This is a genomic window from Dehalococcoidia bacterium (assembly GCA_028711995.1).
GTDB lineage: Bacteria > Chloroflexota > Dehalococcoidia > SZUA-161 > SpSt-899 > JAQTRE01.
On the sequence record JAQTRE010000018.1, the window covers coordinates 1 to 15,906 of the forward strand.

Here is a 15,906-nt window from a genome sequence, read left to right on the forward strand (position 1 = left end):
CGCTGATCCAGAAGAAGGTGGCGTTCAAAGACCTGGGGCTGGCGGTGGTCGATGAGCAACACCGCTTTGGCGTAATGCAGCGTCTAGAATTACAACAGAAGGGTACCCAGCCGCACGTGCTGGTGATGAGCGCCACCCCGATCCCGCGCACACTGGCCTTGACGCTTTATGGCGATCTGGACGTATCGGTGATCGATGAGCTGCCACCGGGCCGAAAGGAAATCAAGACCAAATGGCTCAGCCCCAGGCAGCGGCAAAGCGGGTACCAGTTCGTGCGCAAGCAAATCAGAGAAGGACGCCAGGCATTCATCGTCTGTCCGCTGGTGGAGGAATCGGAGAACATCGAGGCCAAAGCCGCCACCACTGAATACGAGCGTCTCTCCAGAGAAGTCTTCCCCGATCTTAAACTGGGGCTGTTGCACGGTCGCATGTCCGCCACGGAAAAAGAAGAGGTGATGGGCCGGTTCCGGGACCGGGAGATCGATATCCTGGTATCGACTTCGGTAGTCGAGGTGGGAGTGGACATTCCCAATGCCACGGTGATGCTGGTGGAAGGCGCAGATCGGTTCGGGCTCTCTCAACTGCACCAGTTCCGGGGACGGGTCTTCCGAAGCAGCTATCAAAGCTATTGCATGCTCCTCTCCGAAAATCCGTCCCCCGAAGCCAGGGAGCGGCTGTCCCTGATGGAGCAAATCCACGACGGCTTCCGGCTGGCTGAGGAGGATTTGAGACTGCGAGGCCCCGGAGAGTTCTTCGGCACCCGCCAGAGCGGCCTCCCCGACCTCAAAATGGCCCGCCTCACCGATGTTCGTCTCCTGGATCTGGCCCGCAGAGAGGCCATGCGGCTGTTTGAAATCGATCCCCGTCTGGAAAAGCCGGAGCATCAGGCACTGTCCAGAGAGGTGGCCCGATTGTGGGCAGGAGCAGAGGAAAGGGAGCCCTGAATCTCACCTGTCCAACAGAGGATGAAAACGGCGATTGTCAAATACAATCGCTGCTGATCAAGCCATCACTGACAGGCAAGCGACTCGGGCCTGAATATGTCTGCTACGCACTCAGCTGATGCCGTATAGTCTGTAAATTCGGCAGCCCATCCGTTGAGCCAGGAGGTTTGGCTAGCCGGTATCCTATGCCCGGTTCGGAGACGATCAACCGGGGGTTGTCCGGCGAATCGCCCAGCTTGACTCGAAGACGACCGACATAGGCAGTCAGATAATCGTTTCCATCGGCATAATCTTTTCCCCACACAGTCTCTACCAGAACCTGGTTCGATACGATTTGGCCCACATTTCTAGCCAGGAAAAACAGGAGATTATGCTCTGTGGGAGTCAGTGGAACTTCTCTTCCCTTCACGCGTACTCGATTGGCAGCAAAATCGATGCACACCGTTCCCAAGTGAAGGGCCTGTTTGGTTTGATCCAACCCGCCCACATCGGAACGCCGCAGTACGGCTTTCACCCGGGCGATCAGCTCGGTGTGGCTGAAAGGCTTGGTGACATAGTCATCCGCTCCGGCATCGAGGCCCTCGATCTTGTCGATTTCCCTTCCTCTCGCTGTCAGCATCACAATGGGCACGTCCGAAAACAGGCGGATCTTGCGGCAAACCTCAATCCCGTCGAGGTCCGGTAAGCCGACATCGAGAATGACGATATCGGGGCATTCTGTCTCCGCCATGTCGATGCCCTTGCGACCCCGGCTGGCACAAGAAACCTGTGCACCCCCCCAGCGAAGTTGGAAGCACAGAGAAACGGCCTCGGCTATCTCCGGTTCATCTTCGATGATCAGTACTTTCATTCTCTGGTTACTTCCCGTTGGATTATCCAAGGCTCCCCTGGATTAATAGAACTTCGTTAACCTTTTATGCCGGTTTGGATCGACTCAGGCGCCGGCACAGCATGGCTCAGGGAGGCCTCAACATCCCGCACGAATTCCGCCCTCTCAGCAATAGGAATGGTGAAGCTGAAACGGGAACCGCGTCCCTCCTCACTCTCTACCCAAATCTTACCCCCGTGCTGCTCGATAATCTTCTTCGCGATCGCCAGCCCCAGACCGACCCCTTTACTCCTTCGTTTCCTGGCGCTCTCCAACCGTTGGAATCGTTCAAACACAGAATGCAGGGCCTCCTTCGGGATGCCTATACCCTGATCGGCAACATCGACTTTGAGTTTTCCGTCAACCCGACCGGCCTCAAGGGTGATCCGGGTTCCTTTGTCAGAATAGGCCGCCGCGTTGGCGATCAAATTCGTAATCACCTGTCCGATGCGCACCTCGTCCGTGTTGACGGCAGGGAGATCTGACGGCACATTGATCTCAAAGCGATGTTCCCTGGTCAGCGTCTGAAGCTGATGATCGATCTGGCCCAGTATGGAGGACAGTCTACTTTGCTTGACGTCCAGTTTCATGGTGCCTGCCTCCATCTGCGACATCTCAATGAGGTCATTGACGATATGGGTGAGCCTGTCGACAGACTGGCAGATCTCCTGCAGGAATTCCATCTGCGTCTCATCATCCCACTTAACGTCCGGTTGGATCAGGGTACTGGCCAGCCCTTTGATCGCGGTAAGAGGCGTTCGCAGTTCGTGTGAGACACTGGCGAGGAGAACTGTCTTGAGTCTATCCATCTCCTCCAGGACTTTCAGTCGAGCCCTCTCATTTTCCGCCCGCTTCTGATCGGTGATGTCCACCACGATAGCTCGAACTCCCCGGATCTGGCGGTCTCTTAGAAGCGGGCCGGGGTAAACCATAATGGGAAAGGATGTCTTATCTTTTCGGATCGCCACAAATTCAGTCGATCTGAGTTCTTGCCCCTCCAGGATCTGATGCATCTGTTGCATTACCCGGGTGTGGTCTTCATCGGCCACCAGATCAAGGACATTTACGCCTGCTTGCAGATTGATCTCCGCGTAGCCGAACATCTTCAAGCCAGCCGGGTTGATATAGGTGACGTTGCCCGATTCATTCATTTCGGTAAGACACTGAGGCAACAATTCGCACATCTGCCGGAATCGCCTCTCGCTCTCCACCAGTTGTTTTTGCATCTGGCCGCGGTAAATCCCCATCTCTATGGCGATGTTCAGATCTCTGTCCTGAAATGGTTTGACCAAGTATCCCATGGGTGCGGTAATCTTCGCCCGCTGGACGGTTTGCTGATCGGCATAGGCCGTCAGGTAGATCACCGGAATATCCTGCCGGGCTCGAATTGCCGCCGCGGTCTCTATGCCGTCCATGCCTCCATTGATGCGGATATCCATCAGAATCAGGTCGGGAGCCAGTTCCGCAGCCAGCCGGATGGCATCCTTGCCGTTATGGGCGACCGCCGGAACCACGTACCCGAGATCCCGTAGCCGCATCTGAATATCCTTGGACACAATCGCTTCGTCTTCAACAACCAGAACACAGATGTCTCCCATAATTCACCTCTCATCAAGATGGATCGCCCTGCGGAATGGTGATCCTGAATGTGGTTCCAAGGGTCCTGTCCACCTCGACCGACGCACTCAGTTGGGAGGAGAGACTGGTCACCAGTTGCAGCCCCAGCGTCTCGGTATTGTAGATATCCAGGCCCTCAGGTAATCCGATGCCATTGTCAGCCACCACTAAAGTCAGATGGTGATCGCTCGTCATGGCCACCCGAATATCGATTGCCGGAGCATATTTATTGGAAGGATCCCTTTGCCAACCCTCCGGGAAGGCATATTTCAGCGAGTTGGTGATCAGCTCGTTGACCATCAGCCCGCACGGCACCGCTGTGTCAATGCTCAAGAAGATGTTCTCCGCATGCAGATTCAGCGCAATCCCACTCGAGCCATTGGCATACGTCCTGATGAGATTATCGGCCAGACTACGGAGGTACTGCTTGAAGTCGATCTTCGCCAAATCACCAGAGCGATACAACTGCTCGTGGATCAGCGCCATCGACTGAACCCGTCTCCCGCTTTCCTCGAACAGCAACCGAGCCTCCTGATCAGTGATGCTGCGTTTCTGCAGATTCAGCAGGCTGGCGATAATCTGAAGGTTGTTCTTCACCCGGTGATGGATTTCCTTCAGCAGAACCTCCCGCTCGGCAATTCTCTCCTCCAGCACTGCGTTCTTCTGGTGGAGATCCTGTTGGGAGCGTTTCAGCGCGTCAGTCATTGCGCTGAACGATCGGGATAACTGTCCGACTTCATCATTTGACGACGATTCCACCGGGTAATCCCAATCCCCTTTCATGATCTGCTCCGCCCCCTTTCGCAGTCTGACAATGGGGACGGATATTGCCCTGGACAGAAAGACGGCCATTACATTGCATAACACCAGCAGGCCGAGCATCGCTATCAGAATCGTCCGAGTCAAATCCCCAACCGGTTTCACGATTTCGGCATGGTTCTTCTCCACCACCATCGTCCAGGGAGTCCCGGGTATCTGGTGATATACCCCGAGAACACTGTCGCCCATGTAGTTATGGGAGGAGACGACGGCATATTGCGTTTCATCGCCGATACCAGGCGACACAGATACCTGCTGCTTGAGTACCGCATCCTGAAGAAATCGCGAAGGGGTAAGCATCAGCCCTTCTTCATCGATGAGGTACACCTCGCCGGTGTCTCCCAGGCCGCTTTTATCGCCGGTGATGAAGTTGAGTTCGTCTTGCCCGCCCAAATACACCATCACGCCTTTCAACTGGTTCCCCGCGAAAAACGGGGCCGACACTCCCAGCACGAAAGTGTCGTTAGCCAAGGCTTCCGATTGGATATCAGGCCGGAGCAGTGAAAATCTGCCGATATAGGGCCCTTCCCTGCCTTTGAGATAAACGTCCTGACGCCGCATATCAATAAAGTCCCATTCCATGTCGCTCAGATCAATACTGCGCCAGTTAAGGGTGTTCAGGTTAACCTTGCTGAGATCAATCTTGCTGAGATCGAATTTGGTCCAATCCACATTGCTCAAGTCAACCTGGCTTAAGTCGACCCGGCTGATATCGACCTGGCTCCAGTCCAGTCGGGCGAAGTCAACCTGGCCCAGATCAAGGCGCGACCAATCGATCTGGCTATAATCCACTTTTGACCAATCGATCTCAGTTGGATCAACAGCCGACCAGTCGATCTGACTGTAGTCCACCGCAGCCCAGTCTGATATGATCTGATTCGCGGGACTCTGGCCAGCCTGGTCCTCTGCGCGAACCGATGATGCCACCACATATCCCTCCGCAGCCACGTACAATGCCTGCCAGACATAAGTGCTGGAGGCGGTGATACTTTGCACGATGGTGCGAATCGAACCGTCATCTGCGAAAGAGAAGGCCGTCTCGCGTTGCCCAGCCTCCAGTCCGGTATAGTACAGGGTTGCCTGATCGGCCAGCACCTGAACATTAGCCAGCTGGTAATCCACAAAATTCTGGACACTGCGGGCCCGCGATTGCGATATGGTTAACAGGTTGTCCTTTGCCTCACGCGTGAGAGCGTCACTGGCTATCTGCCTTCCGATGAAGGCAGCTGTGCTTCCTGAGAGCACTGCCGCTGTCAGAACCACAAGGAGAATCTTGTTGCTGATGCGCATTTTATTGACTCATGTCAATTGCTGACGAGTGAACTGCGGGCACTATGCTCTCTGATAGAGTAAACACCAGCAAAAGCTTGAATGCCTCAGTTGTTGTCGACAGACCTTGAATATAGGGTCCATAGATACTAGAGTAAGCTAGAACTTGACAATAAGAAACCGTGTGGGCCCGGCAATCTTGTGGGGGCTTCCCCTGAATTTTGGCTGTGTACCTTCAGAACAGGCGTGGCTGATGAGAATGACGTTCTCCACCGCTGTCTTCATCAACGCAATGCAGGTGCTCTACAAGATGGGGACTCCATCGGTGCAAAGATGGTGATCCCCCTCTGTACCCTCACCCCAGGTGAACGGTGACTCAGTGTGCTAAAATAGCTACAAACTACGGACTCGGGAGCCTCTGGTCACGGGCAAGGAGAATCTTCGCACCAGCGATGATGGGCACGTGGCAGGGGTCCTCAGAAGGGGGAAAGAATGCAGTTGGAAGGCAGTCAAACAGAGCGGAATCTACGAAACCTCCTGGCGGGTGAGCTTCAAGCCTATTTCAAATATACTCGGATGGCGCAGGTGGCCAAGGAGGCAGGACAACAACCGGTGGCCGATATATTTGCGGCCACAGCCCAAAACGAAATGGAGCATGCCATCCACTGTTTCAGACTTCAGGGTGGGCTGAAAGATATTCAGTCCAGTCTGAAAGCAGCAATACGGCAAGAACATGAGGAAGCCGTGAATATTTATCCCGAAGCGGCCAAAATTGCCGAAAAAGAGGGGTTTGCCAAGATTGCCGACTTTTTCCGGAAGATGGGGAAAACTGAAAACACTCATGAGGACCATTTTGCCCGGATTTTGGAAACCCTGGAGTCCGGTGGTCAAATAAAGGGCAGAACCGTGGGGCATTCCGCAACGTATATGGCCCAGATTATGCTGCCGAATCAGACCAATCCTGCCGGCAATGTCCACGGCGGCGAACTCATGAAGATGATGGACAATGCCGCCGGTGTGGCAGCTGCCCGTCACTGCAACAATCCGGTGGTAACGGCCAAGGTAGATGATCTTCAGTTCTTGGTCCCGGTGAAGGTTGGCGACGTAGTGATCCTCCATTCTCGACTCGTGTTTGCCAGCCGTTCCTCTATGACGGTCAGGGTAGAAGTGGAAGTGGAAAAACTCTACACCGAAAAACGCATCCATGCCCTCACAGCCAGTTTTATCATGGTCGCTCTGAACAAAGATGGAGGCGCGATTGAAGTGCCGCCGCTGATTATCAGTACCGAGGAAGAGAGGATCCTATTTGAGGAAGCCAAGGCAGAATATGAGGCCAGAAGGGCAGGGGCTGTCCCAAAGAAAGAGGCGGCAAGGGGATGACTGTTCCAGTCATCTTTCACCCTTCCGGCGAAGGCGCTAGCCATGAATCGCTGTCTACGAATGAAGCGTCTGTATTGCTTACTCAACCGCCCACTTGTATAATGAGAAACGTTTTCCCATGATCAGACAGAGAATCACCCAACTACTGGAGCAGGCTGCTCTTCAGGCGCAGGTCGAAGGACTGATACCGCAAGTTTCCTTGCCGGAAATCCTCCTCGAACATCCGCAAAACCCGGAACACGGGGATTATGCGGCAACGGTTGCCCTAAAGCTGGCGCGGGTAGCCAAGATGAACCCCCTGGGTATCGCCGAAGCTATTGTCAAAGCCCTGCCTCCTGTCATCGAAGGCGTCGATAAAGTAACCGTTCTGCGCCCCGGATTCATCAACTTTGTGTTGACCAGGGATTGGTTAACTGGGCACGTTGATGAGATCATCAACCAGGCAGAGCGCTACGGCGATTCGTCTCTGGGGAAAGGCTCCCGAATACAGTTGGAGTTTGTCTCCGTCAATCCCACCGGACCGCTCCATGTGGGTCATGGACGGGGAGCAGTGCTGGGCAGCACGCTTGCCAGAGTCCTGAGCGCCGCCGGATACACCGTGGAGAAAGAATACTACATCAACGACGCCGGCAATCAGATCTTCAATTTTTTTGCCTCCCTTCATGCCCGCTATCTGAAGGTGCTGGGTCAGCCTGCACAGCTACCGGAAGACGGGTATCGCGGAGAGTACGTGATTGAAATCGCCCGCGAGATCGTGAAGGAAAAAGGCGATCGCTTCCTCAAACTGGACCCCAAGGAAGCCATTAAGACAGTGGGCCGGATTGGGTTCGATAAAGTCATCGCCGCCATCAAAGACGATCTGAAGCTTCTGGACGTGGAGTTCGATGTCTGGTTCAGCGAACAGACGCTTTACGATTCCGGCCAGTTCGAGCGCGTCCTGGCTTTGCTCAAGAAGGACAACCACGTCGAAGAAAGGGAGGGGGCGCTCTGGTTCGTCTCCACCGGGCTGGGCGAGGATAAAGACAACGTTCTGATTCGCTCCAGCGGAGTCCCCACCTATTTTGCCGCCGACATTGCCTATCACCACAACAAGTTTGTGGAACGGGGATTCGACCGGGTCATCGATGTCTGGGGCGCCGATCACCAGGGACATGTTTCCCGGATGAAAACCGCTATTGGAGCGCTGGGAATCGATCCGTCCCGGCTGGAAATCCTGATCTCCCAGATGGTCAGCCTGCGCCGAGGCGAAGAGGTGGTCAAGGTTTCCAAGCGCACCGGGCAACTTATCACGTTGCGAGAAGTCGTCGAAGAGGTGGGCCCGGACGTCTGCCGTTTCTTCTTCCTCTCCCGATCGGCATCCAGCCAGATGGATTTCGATCTGGAACTGGCCAAACAGGAATCGATGGACAATCCGGTATATTATGTCCAGTACGGGCATGCGCGCATCGCCGGCATCCTTCGACTCGCCCAAGAAAAGGGACTCGACTACACCCGGGGAGATGTAACGCTTCTAACCGATGACGCCGAATTGGAGCTGATCAAGAAATTGATCCTCCTGCCGGAAATCATCGAGCTGGCGGCAACCGGCCTTGAGCCTCACCACCTCCCTCACTACGCCCAGGACATGGCCACCGCCTTCCACAATTTCTACGAAAAATGCCGCGTGATCACTGAGGACGAGCCCCGGACGTTAGCCCGGTTGAAGCTAATGGAAGCCGCACGAATCGTTCTGGCCAAGACGCTCCGACTGATGGGGATGAACACCCCGGAGCGAATGTGAACCCGCGATATCTGTAGCGAGAGTTTAAGACTCTTCCCCTACATCACCTTCGCCTGCCGCATGATCCGGACCATTCCCACAGCGTACTCGTACCGGTCCGTGAACCAGGCAAGCTGATCTGGCGGCACCTTTCCCTTGATCTTAGCCGGCACACCGGTGAGAAAGGAACGAGCAGGAATTACTTTGCCTGTGGCAGTAACCACCGCGCCAGCCGCTATGAGGCAATCCTCTTCGATCTCCACATCCTCCAGCACGCATGAATTGGTGCCGATGAGCACATTGTTCCCGATGCGCTTCCCATGAACCACTGCCCCATGCCCGATGACCACGTTGTCCCCTACAATCAGAGGCGAGTAACGCCCCGTCGGTATCTCATGAGGGCTTCCGGCATGAAGCACACAGTTGTCCTCCACCAGCACCCACCTGCCGATCTTGATCATGCCTACGTCGCCCCGGATCACCGCCCCGGGAAACACGATGGTATATTCGCCGATCTCCACATCGCCGATAACATGTGCCGACGGATGAACAAAGGCAGATTCGGCAATCCTCGGCGCTTTACCGTCCCATATCTCGATCATCTTCAGATTGACTCTCCTTGCCCGTGTTGTCTCCTTTATGTTAGACTTCTCTAGAGAAATTGACAAGAATGGCTGTCTAAACCCCCTCAATCCCCCTTTAGCAAAAGGGGGAAGCAAGTTCGGGAGGGGGACACCCCCAAACCCCCGGCAGGAAGTATCCTGCACCTCTTTATGGGAGGCTTCTTGCAACAAGGGGGGAATGTGAAATGCGGGGACAGCCTGAAGGATGTTGGAGATGAAAGGACGCGTATTTTCCGGGGCCAGGCCTACCGGAAAACAGCATATCGGAAACTATCTGGGCGCTATCCAGAATTATGTAAAGCTGCAGGACGACTACGAATGCATCTACTGCATCGTCGATATCCATGCCCTGACCACCCTGGAGGACGTCAGTCAGTTGCAGAACAATATCCGCGAAATGATGCTCGACTGGCTGGCCGCCGGGCTCGATCCCCAGAAGAGCATACTCTTCGTTCAGTCGCACGTGCCCCAGGTGATGGAACTCCACACCTTGCTCAGCATGGTCACGCCCCTGAGCTGGCTGCTTCGCGTGCCCACCTTCAAGGAAAAGGCCCGGCAGCAGCCCCAGAATGTCAATTACGGATTGGTGGGCTATCCAGTTCTCCAGACGGCTGATATCGTGCTTTACAAGGCCGATACCGTTCCCGTTGGAGAGGATCAACTGCCTCATCTGGAACTGGCTCGCGAGATCGTGCGGCGGTTCAATATGCTGTTCAAACCCGTTTTTCCCGAACCCCAGGCCAAGCTGACCAACTATCGCACCGTCGTCGGACTGGACGGTGCAAGCAAGATGAGCAAGAGCCTAGATAATCACCTCGAACTGGCGGCTACCCCCGAAGAAACAGCCAAGCGCATCTCCGGGGCTTTCACCGATCCGGAGCGCAAATTCCGCAAGGACCCCGGACGTCCCGAGGTCTGCAATGTTTATACGCTCCACGGCTTCTACAACCCTGATCGGCAGGAAGAAATCGGGCGGGGATGCCGCGGCGCAGCCATCGGGTGTGTGGATTGCAAGAAGCTGCTGGCTCAGGGCATCAACACAGCAATGGAACCATTCCGCGAAAGAAGAGCTGCATTCGCCGCCAGATCCGGCTATGTGGAAGAGGTAGCCGCCGATGGCGCCAAGCGGGCTGATCTCATCGCCAGGGAAACCCTCCGGGAAGTCAAAGAGGCAATGTGTCTGCTATGAAGCCTACCCACCTGCCTACCTCCCGGAGCGGACTTGATCCTCTGAGCGTAGCCACCCAAGCCGCCCGAGATGCCGGGGATATCCTCAAAAGCTATTTCTCAAACAAGAAAGAAATACAAAGCAAGGGGAACAGAAACCTGGTCACCAATGCCGATCTTCTGGCGGAGAAAAGTGTCCTGGCGCGGCTCAAGGATGAATACCCCGAGCACAGCATCCTCTGTGAGGAATCGGGGAAAAGCGATAAGTCGAGCCCATACTGCTGGATCATCGATCCTCTGGACGGCACCACCAACTATGCTTTCGGCATCCCTCTTTTTGCTGTATCCATCGCCCTGGCTTATAGAGATGTTCCTGTGGTAGGTGTCGTCTACGACCCCTTGAGGAACGAAATGTTCCGCGCTGAGAAAGGAAAAGGGGCGTTTTTGAACGATTCCGCCATCTCCGTGAAGCGAGAGCAGGACCTCAAGATGAAGATCATCGGCCTGGACCTCGGTTACGATGACGCCAAGACCAAGGAGTTACTCTCAAAGGTGCTCAGCCTGTGGTCGGCGGATACTACCTTTCGCATCACCGGGTCGTCTGCGCTAGGACTAACCTACGTGGCCTGCGGTCGGCTGAGCGTCTACTTTCATCGCAGCCTCTATCCGTGGGATATGGCCGCCGCAATGCTGCTGATACGGGAAGCAGGGGGAATCGCCACCGACTGGCAGGGAAACCCTTCCTCCGTCTGGGATGGCCATATCTTCGCCTGCGGAGACATCAACGCCCATCGGGGAGTTCGAGACATCTTAGCCCAATCCGGGCAGGGCTGACTTCATCAAGGGCGGCCTGAAAACGGCTGAGGGTTGGCCTTTCCGATAGATAGACCAGATGCGAAGGGCATCGGCAATCAGATGAGCCGAAGCCTTTGACCGGAATCTGCGCCCCCTTCAGGAGAAGGGCAGCCTCCGCAAATCGACACTCCAGCCTTTCCGCCGACGATGCATACCAAACCTCAACGATCCGCGATTGCGCCAGCAGGTAATCGATGTGCCAGTGAAGTTTCTTATTCCCCTTCAGATGTCTGTTGATCCGACCCATCAACCCACCCAGCGCGCTCCCTGCATAAAGATAATATCCTTGACGGAATGAGAAGGCCCCCAGTTTCCCCACAGTGATGACTGCGTCCCGATCCAGAGAGATGAGGAGAATATAACTGCCCCTTTCCGGCTTCACATCACGGATTCTAGGCGCACCGGGGGATGCAAGTCAAATGAGGAGGTTCAAATACTTTGGATGGGCAGGAACAGATCATGTGTTGACGCGCCCTGAGACACAGTTGTAAAGTAGAGGCAAGTAAAATATAGCGTTTGTCATTCCGGGTCAAGCCCGGAATCCAGTTTATTTGCTCTGGATTCCCGCTTTCGCGAGAATGACACAGACCAATTAGAATCCTATCCCTTGCTCACCTTCCGCACACTGTTGCTCCGACACTTCGGGCACGTCCGCTCCTCCATCTCGGCCTTCTGAGGTTTGGGGAGGGAGTATTCATTTCCACAGCGCAGACACTTGAAGTTCTCTTGTTCGGACATGATACCTCTTTTTAGCGGTCAGATGTCTTTGCGAGGAGGCCGCTCAAACGGACGACGCGGCAATCTCTTTTGAGGGCAGAGAGATCGCCACGCGGAGTTTATCCTGAGCTCACCGAAGGGCTCGCGATGACAAGACAACACTGACCTCCTACGCTTTCGCCCTGGCCTTGACCTTCGCGCTCTCTTTCAGCCGCTCCTCAGCCAGCACCTTCTGGGTGTACACAATTTCCTCCGGCTTGACCTTCTGGCGCATCTCCTCGATCTCGTTCATCACCCGGGCGAACTTCTGGCCCTCGGCGGCACTGATCCATTCCAGTTGCAGCCGCTCCGGTCGAATGCCCAGCTTCTCCAACTTATCCCAGAGCCGGTCCATCCGGCGCACGGTCCAAGTGTTCGCATTGATGTAGTGACAGTCTGCCAGATGGCAGCCGGAAACTAACACCATCGCCGCGCCAAGTTCAAAAGCGCGCAGGATGAATTTCTCGGAGACACGCCCGCTGCACATGGTTCGAATGATGCGGGCGTTGGAAGGATACTGCAATCGAGAAGTCCCTGCGTTGTCTCCTCCCGCATAGGAGCACCAGTTGCAGGCAAAAACAACCACCCTTTCCCCGGCATTCCCCTCAACAGATGACTCCGTCTGAGCCATGATCGCCTCATCACTGAAGTGTCGGATGCTGATGGCATCAAAGCGGCATTCGGCAGCACATGTACCGCAACCGGCACACATGGCCTCGATCACCTCGGCAGGGGTCTTCTTTTCCTTATCGAACTTGATTGCCCCATAAGGACACACGCGAGCGCAAACACCGCAAGCAGTGCACTTCTCCTTATCCACCGAAGCGGTAATGGCCTCTACCGTAAGATCATCCGAATTCAGGATGATGGAAGCCCTCGCGGTTGCCGCGCTGGCCTGGGTTACGCTGTCCTTGATATCCTTGGGCGATTCCACGCACCCCGCCAGGAAAATACCCGGCGTCGAAGCGTCCACAGGCTTCAGCTTGGGATGCGCCTCCAGCAGGAAACCATCGCTGGTCTTGGAGAGATTCAACAGCTGCCGGAGCTGATTGCCGTCCTTGCGCGGTTCCAGCCCCACGGCCAGAACCAGCATATCCAGTTCGTATTTCTCCAGCCTTCCGGCAGTGGTATTATCCACGCTCACCGTCAGATTTCCGGACTCCGGATTTTCCGTCACGCTGCCAGGCAAGCCCCGGATATACCGAACGCCCAGCGCCCGGCTTCGCTTCAGGAGATCTTCAAATCCCTTGCCGAAAGCCCGCAGATCGATATAGAACACGAAGACCTCGCTGTCCGGGTAGTGTTCCTTCAAAAGGAGGCTGTTCTTGATGGTGGCCATGCAACAGATATTGCTGCAATAGGGATTCCCTCGATTCTCCATACGAGAGCCGACGCACTGCACAAATCCGATGCGCTTGGGCACCTTGAAATCGCCGGGACGTATCAAATGGCCCTCGGTAGGTCCGGCCGCATTGATCAGCCGCTCGAACTCAAGGCTGGTAACCACATTCTCGAAGCGCGTATAGCCGTACTCATCCATCTCCGTCGGGTCATACACATCCATTCCGGTAGCCACAATGATGGTGCCGACATCAAATTGGATGATCTCATCCTGCATATCGAAATCGATGCAGCGCTTCTGGCACTTCTCCATGCACTTGCCGCAGGCAATGGGGTTGCGGCCGAGGCAGTTGGCCGGATTGATCACATAGGCTGAAGGAACCGCTTGAGGAAACGGTTTGTAGATGGCCTTGCGAGTGCCCAGCCCAACCTGATATTCATCCGGGCTGGTTACCGGACAGACGACGGCGCAATCGCCACAAGAGGTGCAGGCCGTCTCGTCCACAAAACGGGCTTTCTGGCGCACTTTCACATGGAAATTGCCGATGTAACCCGTGACCTGTTCGACCTCACTCAAGGTCAGTAGCTTTATCCTTGGATGTCGACCGACATCCATCATTTTCGGTCCGAGTATTCAGATGGAGCAATCCATGGTGGGGAAGGTCTTATCCAGTTGCGCCATGATCCCACCGATGGAAGGTTCTTTCTCCACTAAATAGACCTGATGGCCGGTATTGGCCAAATCCAGCGCCGCTTGAATACCGGCGATTCCGCCGCCGATGACCAGAGCCGCATCGGTGACCGGCACCCTGCTCTCAACTTGAGGTTTCAAGAAATGCGCCTTGGCGACGGCCATTCTGACGGTGTCTTTGGCTTTCTGGGTGGCAGCTTCTCGATCCGAGGAATGCACCCAGCTCACGTGCTCCCGGATGTTGGCCACTTCGAGCAGATAGGGATTCAATCCCGCATCGGCGACGCAGGCCCGAAAGGTCGGCTCGTGAAGGCGGGGCGAACAGGTGGCCACTACCACGCGATTCAAATTGTGTTCGCGAATGTTCTTTTTAATTGCTTCTTGACCGGGATCCGCGCATGTATACGAACTGCCAGCCGCTACTGCCACATCCGGCAAGCCCTCGGCATATTGCCTCACCGCCTCCGTATCCACAAAGCCGGCGATATTGGATCCGCAATCGCAAACGAAAACCCCGATCCTCAGATCATCTTCACTCATGATATGAACTTCCTCCCCGGCCAGAGCGCACTGGCAGCAAAACGAGAGATGTCTTCGATCTCTATCTGAAGCTCCTGGCCAAGCTTTTCATCGTTCATGGCACACGTCAAATGGATCTTGCATTTTGGGCAAGCGGTCAACAGCATATCAGCGCCGGTGGCTTTTGCTTCCCTCAACAGCTCCAGCTGTATCTGCTTGTTGGTGGCCCCGCAGTTGATCCAGGATTGAGTGCCGCAACACACCGCCATCGATCGATGATGATTCATCTCCACCACCTCCAGCCCCGGGATCGCCTGGAGGATGGAGCGCGGCGCATCATAGATACCGGACATCCTCCCCAATCGACACGGATCGTGGAAGGTGACTTTCCGGTTAACGCTATTGAATTTCAGCTTGCCATTTTTGACGGCCTCAGCGATCAGTTCAGTCATATGGACGACTTCGAATCCCGTATTGCCCAGAAGTCGCGGATATTCGACCTTCAGCGTATGATACCCCTCCGCACATGACACTACCACCCGTTTAGCCCCAGTTTTAGCAATGGCCGCAATATTATGTCGAGCCAGGTTGACGAAACCCTCAACATCTCCGATATTGAGCAGATCATGGCCGCAACAGCGCTCATCGGGTGAAAGCGCCGGCACAATACCCAGATGATTCAGGATAGCCACCGACCCCTTGGCCGCCCTCAGCGTCTTCACATCGAGATCGGAAAAGAAAGTGTCAAAATAGGGCGCACACCCGACGAAATAGAAGACGTCCGAGGTATCGGCGATTTGCAGTTGCTTCACCACCCAGCCCAGGCGATCCTGCTTCAGATCATCGCTGGCCATGATGCGCATCAGGGATTGCAGGGCTCCCCCGTGAGTGCATTGGCCCGTCTTGCCAATCTCATAGGCATCGGCGCGCAGCGACCGGACAAAGTCGGAATAGCGGACGCCGGATTGACACACCTTCTCGCAGGCGGCACAGGTGAGACACGACCATATCTGCCCATCCTTCAACACCTCCGACTCACCACCGTGAAGGGCATCGTAGACCAGCATTCGCGGCGAAAAATCGCAGTCATAGCGGGATACCGGACAGACAGCGGTACACTTCCCGCAATCCAGGCATCCGTAAGCCTTGGTGTCAGCAGCAATCCTCTTTATTTCCTTCATGTAAAAAGCCCGTATTCTCTAATCCGTAATGAAGAAGGTTTCGTTCAAAACAACATTCACCACAAAGAACGCCAAGACCGCTGAGAATGCATATATTTGACCTCTGCGCACTCTGTG

Annotated in this window: 13 protein-coding genes; 5 read left to right on the forward strand and 8 right to left on the reverse strand. The window is 55.1% G+C overall.

Features of this window, described 5'->3' with window-relative positions; translation table 11 throughout:
* The coding region (locus PHV74_04500) for a helicase-related protein (protein MDD5093627.1) at positions 1 to 944 on the forward strand (944 nt) is incomplete at its 5' end.
* A 103-nt stretch (positions 945 to 1,047) separates the two neighbouring features.
* Here the strand turns inward: PHV74_04500 and PHV74_04505 are convergent.
* The 3 genes from PHV74_04505 to PHV74_04515 are packed head-to-tail and all read right to left on the reverse strand — an operon-like array spanning position 1,048 to position 5,538.
* Complete coding sequence (locus PHV74_04505; protein ID MDD5093628.1) at positions 1,048 to 1,794, reverse strand: response regulator transcription factor; 747 nt, start codon at positions 1,792 to 1,794, stop codon at positions 1,048 to 1,050.
* Positions 1,795 to 1,850: 56 nt separating this feature from the next.
* Entirely contained in the window at positions 1,851 to 3,410 is a 1,560-nt protein-coding gene (locus PHV74_04510; GenBank protein MDD5093629.1) for an ATP-binding protein, read from the reverse strand.
* Positions 3,411 to 3,423: 13 nt separating this feature from the next.
* Positions 3,424 to 5,538, reverse strand: a complete 2,115-nt coding sequence (locus PHV74_04515) for a histidine kinase dimerization/phosphoacceptor domain -containing protein (GenBank protein MDD5093630.1) — start codon at positions 5,536 to 5,538, stop codon at positions 3,424 to 3,426.
* 471 nt (positions 5,539 to 6,009) lie between these two features.
* On the opposite strand from PHV74_04515, the gene PHV74_04520 reads away from it, so the two are divergent.
* Both PHV74_04520 and argS read left to right on the forward strand, forming a co-directional pair.
* Complete coding sequence (locus PHV74_04520; GenBank protein MDD5093631.1) at positions 6,010 to 6,897, forward strand: hotdog domain-containing protein; 888 nt, start codon at positions 6,010 to 6,012, stop codon at positions 6,895 to 6,897.
* Positions 6,898 to 7,015: 118 nt separating this feature from the next.
* Positions 7,016 to 8,677: an arginine--tRNA ligase gene (gene argS / locus PHV74_04525; GenBank protein ID MDD5093632.1), complete on the forward strand. Its 1,662-nt coding sequence runs from the start codon at positions 7,016 to 7,018 to the stop codon at positions 8,675 to 8,677.
* 38 nt (positions 8,678 to 8,715) lie between these two features.
* Here the strand turns inward: argS and PHV74_04530 are convergent, their stop codons facing one another.
* Positions 8,716 to 9,258, reverse strand: coding sequence for a gamma carbonic anhydrase family protein (locus PHV74_04530; GenBank protein MDD5093633.1), 543 nt, complete (start codon positions 9,256 to 9,258; stop codon positions 8,716 to 8,718).
* Positions 9,259 to 9,493: 235 nt separating this feature from the next.
* Between PHV74_04530 and trpS the strand changes: the two genes are divergently transcribed.
* Together trpS and PHV74_04540 are read left to right on the forward strand one after the other, a co-directional pair.
* Positions 9,494 to 10,468, forward strand: a complete 975-nt coding sequence (gene trpS / locus PHV74_04535) for a tryptophan--tRNA ligase (GenBank protein MDD5093634.1) — start codon at positions 9,494 to 9,496, stop codon at positions 10,466 to 10,468.
* On the forward strand, positions 10,465 to 11,280 hold the full coding sequence (locus PHV74_04540; protein ID MDD5093635.1) for an inositol monophosphatase family protein: 816 nt from the start codon (positions 10,465 to 10,467) through the stop codon (positions 11,278 to 11,280). Before trpS ends, PHV74_04540 begins: the two co-directional genes overlap by 4 nt.
* On the opposite strand, the gene PHV74_04545 is transcribed toward PHV74_04540, so the two are convergent.
* The 4 genes from PHV74_04545 to PHV74_04560 form a co-directional block, all read right to left on the reverse strand.
* Positions 11,228 to 11,683, reverse strand: a complete 456-nt coding sequence (locus PHV74_04545; protein MDD5093636.1) for a GIY-YIG nuclease family protein — start codon at positions 11,681 to 11,683, stop codon at positions 11,228 to 11,230. The two genes, PHV74_04540 and PHV74_04545, sit on opposite strands and share 53 nt — an antisense overlap.
* Positions 11,684 to 11,901: 218 nt before the next feature.
* A complete protein-coding gene (locus PHV74_04550; protein MDD5093637.1) occupies positions 11,902 to 12,039 on the reverse strand; it encodes a hypothetical protein in 138 nt (45 codons plus the stop codon).
* Between the two features lie 148 nt (positions 12,040 to 12,187).
* Positions 12,188 to 14,629: a CoB-CoM heterodisulfide reductase HdrA2 gene (gene hdrA2 / locus PHV74_04555; GenBank protein ID MDD5093638.1), complete on the reverse strand. Its 2,442-nt coding sequence runs from the start codon at positions 14,627 to 14,629 to the stop codon at positions 12,188 to 12,190.
* Positions 14,626 to 15,789, reverse strand: coding sequence for a (Fe-S)-binding protein (locus PHV74_04560; GenBank protein MDD5093639.1), 1,164 nt, complete (start codon positions 15,787 to 15,789; stop codon positions 14,626 to 14,628). The genes hdrA2 and PHV74_04560 overlap by 4 nt, the downstream gene beginning before the upstream one ends.
* Between the last annotated feature and the right edge of the window lie 117 nt (positions 15,790 to 15,906).

Coding starts and splice junctions, on each gene's coding strand:
- PHV74_04530 (MDD5093633.1), bottom strand. CDS start 9,258: ATGATCGAGATATGGGACGGTAAAGCGCCGAGGATTGCCGAATCTGCC.
- PHV74_04520 (MDD5093631.1), top strand. CDS start 6,010: ATGCAGTTGGAAGGCAGTCAAACAGAGCGGAATCTACGAAACCTCCTG.
- trpS (MDD5093634.1), top strand. CDS start 9,494: ATGAAAGGACGCGTATTTTCCGGGGCCAGGCCTACCGGAAAACAGCAT.
- PHV74_04505 (MDD5093628.1), bottom strand. CDS start 1,794: ATGAAAGTACTGATCATCGAAGATGAACCGGAGATAGCCGAGGCCGTT.
- PHV74_04550 (MDD5093637.1), bottom strand. CDS start 12,039: ATGTCCGAACAAGAGAACTTCAAGTGTCTGCGCTGTGGAAATGAATAC.
- PHV74_04515 (MDD5093630.1), bottom strand. CDS start 5,538: ATGCGCATCAGCAACAAGATTCTCCTTGTGGTTCTGACAGCGGCAGTG.
- PHV74_04510 (MDD5093629.1), bottom strand. CDS start 3,410: ATGGGAGACATCTGTGTTCTGGTTGTTGAAGACGAAGCGATTGTGTCC.
- PHV74_04540 (MDD5093635.1), top strand. CDS start 10,465: ATGAAGCCTACCCACCTGCCTACCTCCCGGAGCGGACTTGATCCTCTG.
- PHV74_04560 (MDD5093639.1), bottom strand. CDS start 15,789: ATGAAGGAAATAAAGAGGATTGCTGCTGACACCAAGGCTTACGGATGC.
- argS (MDD5093632.1), top strand. CDS start 7,016: ATGATCAGACAGAGAATCACCCAACTACTGGAGCAGGCTGCTCTTCAG.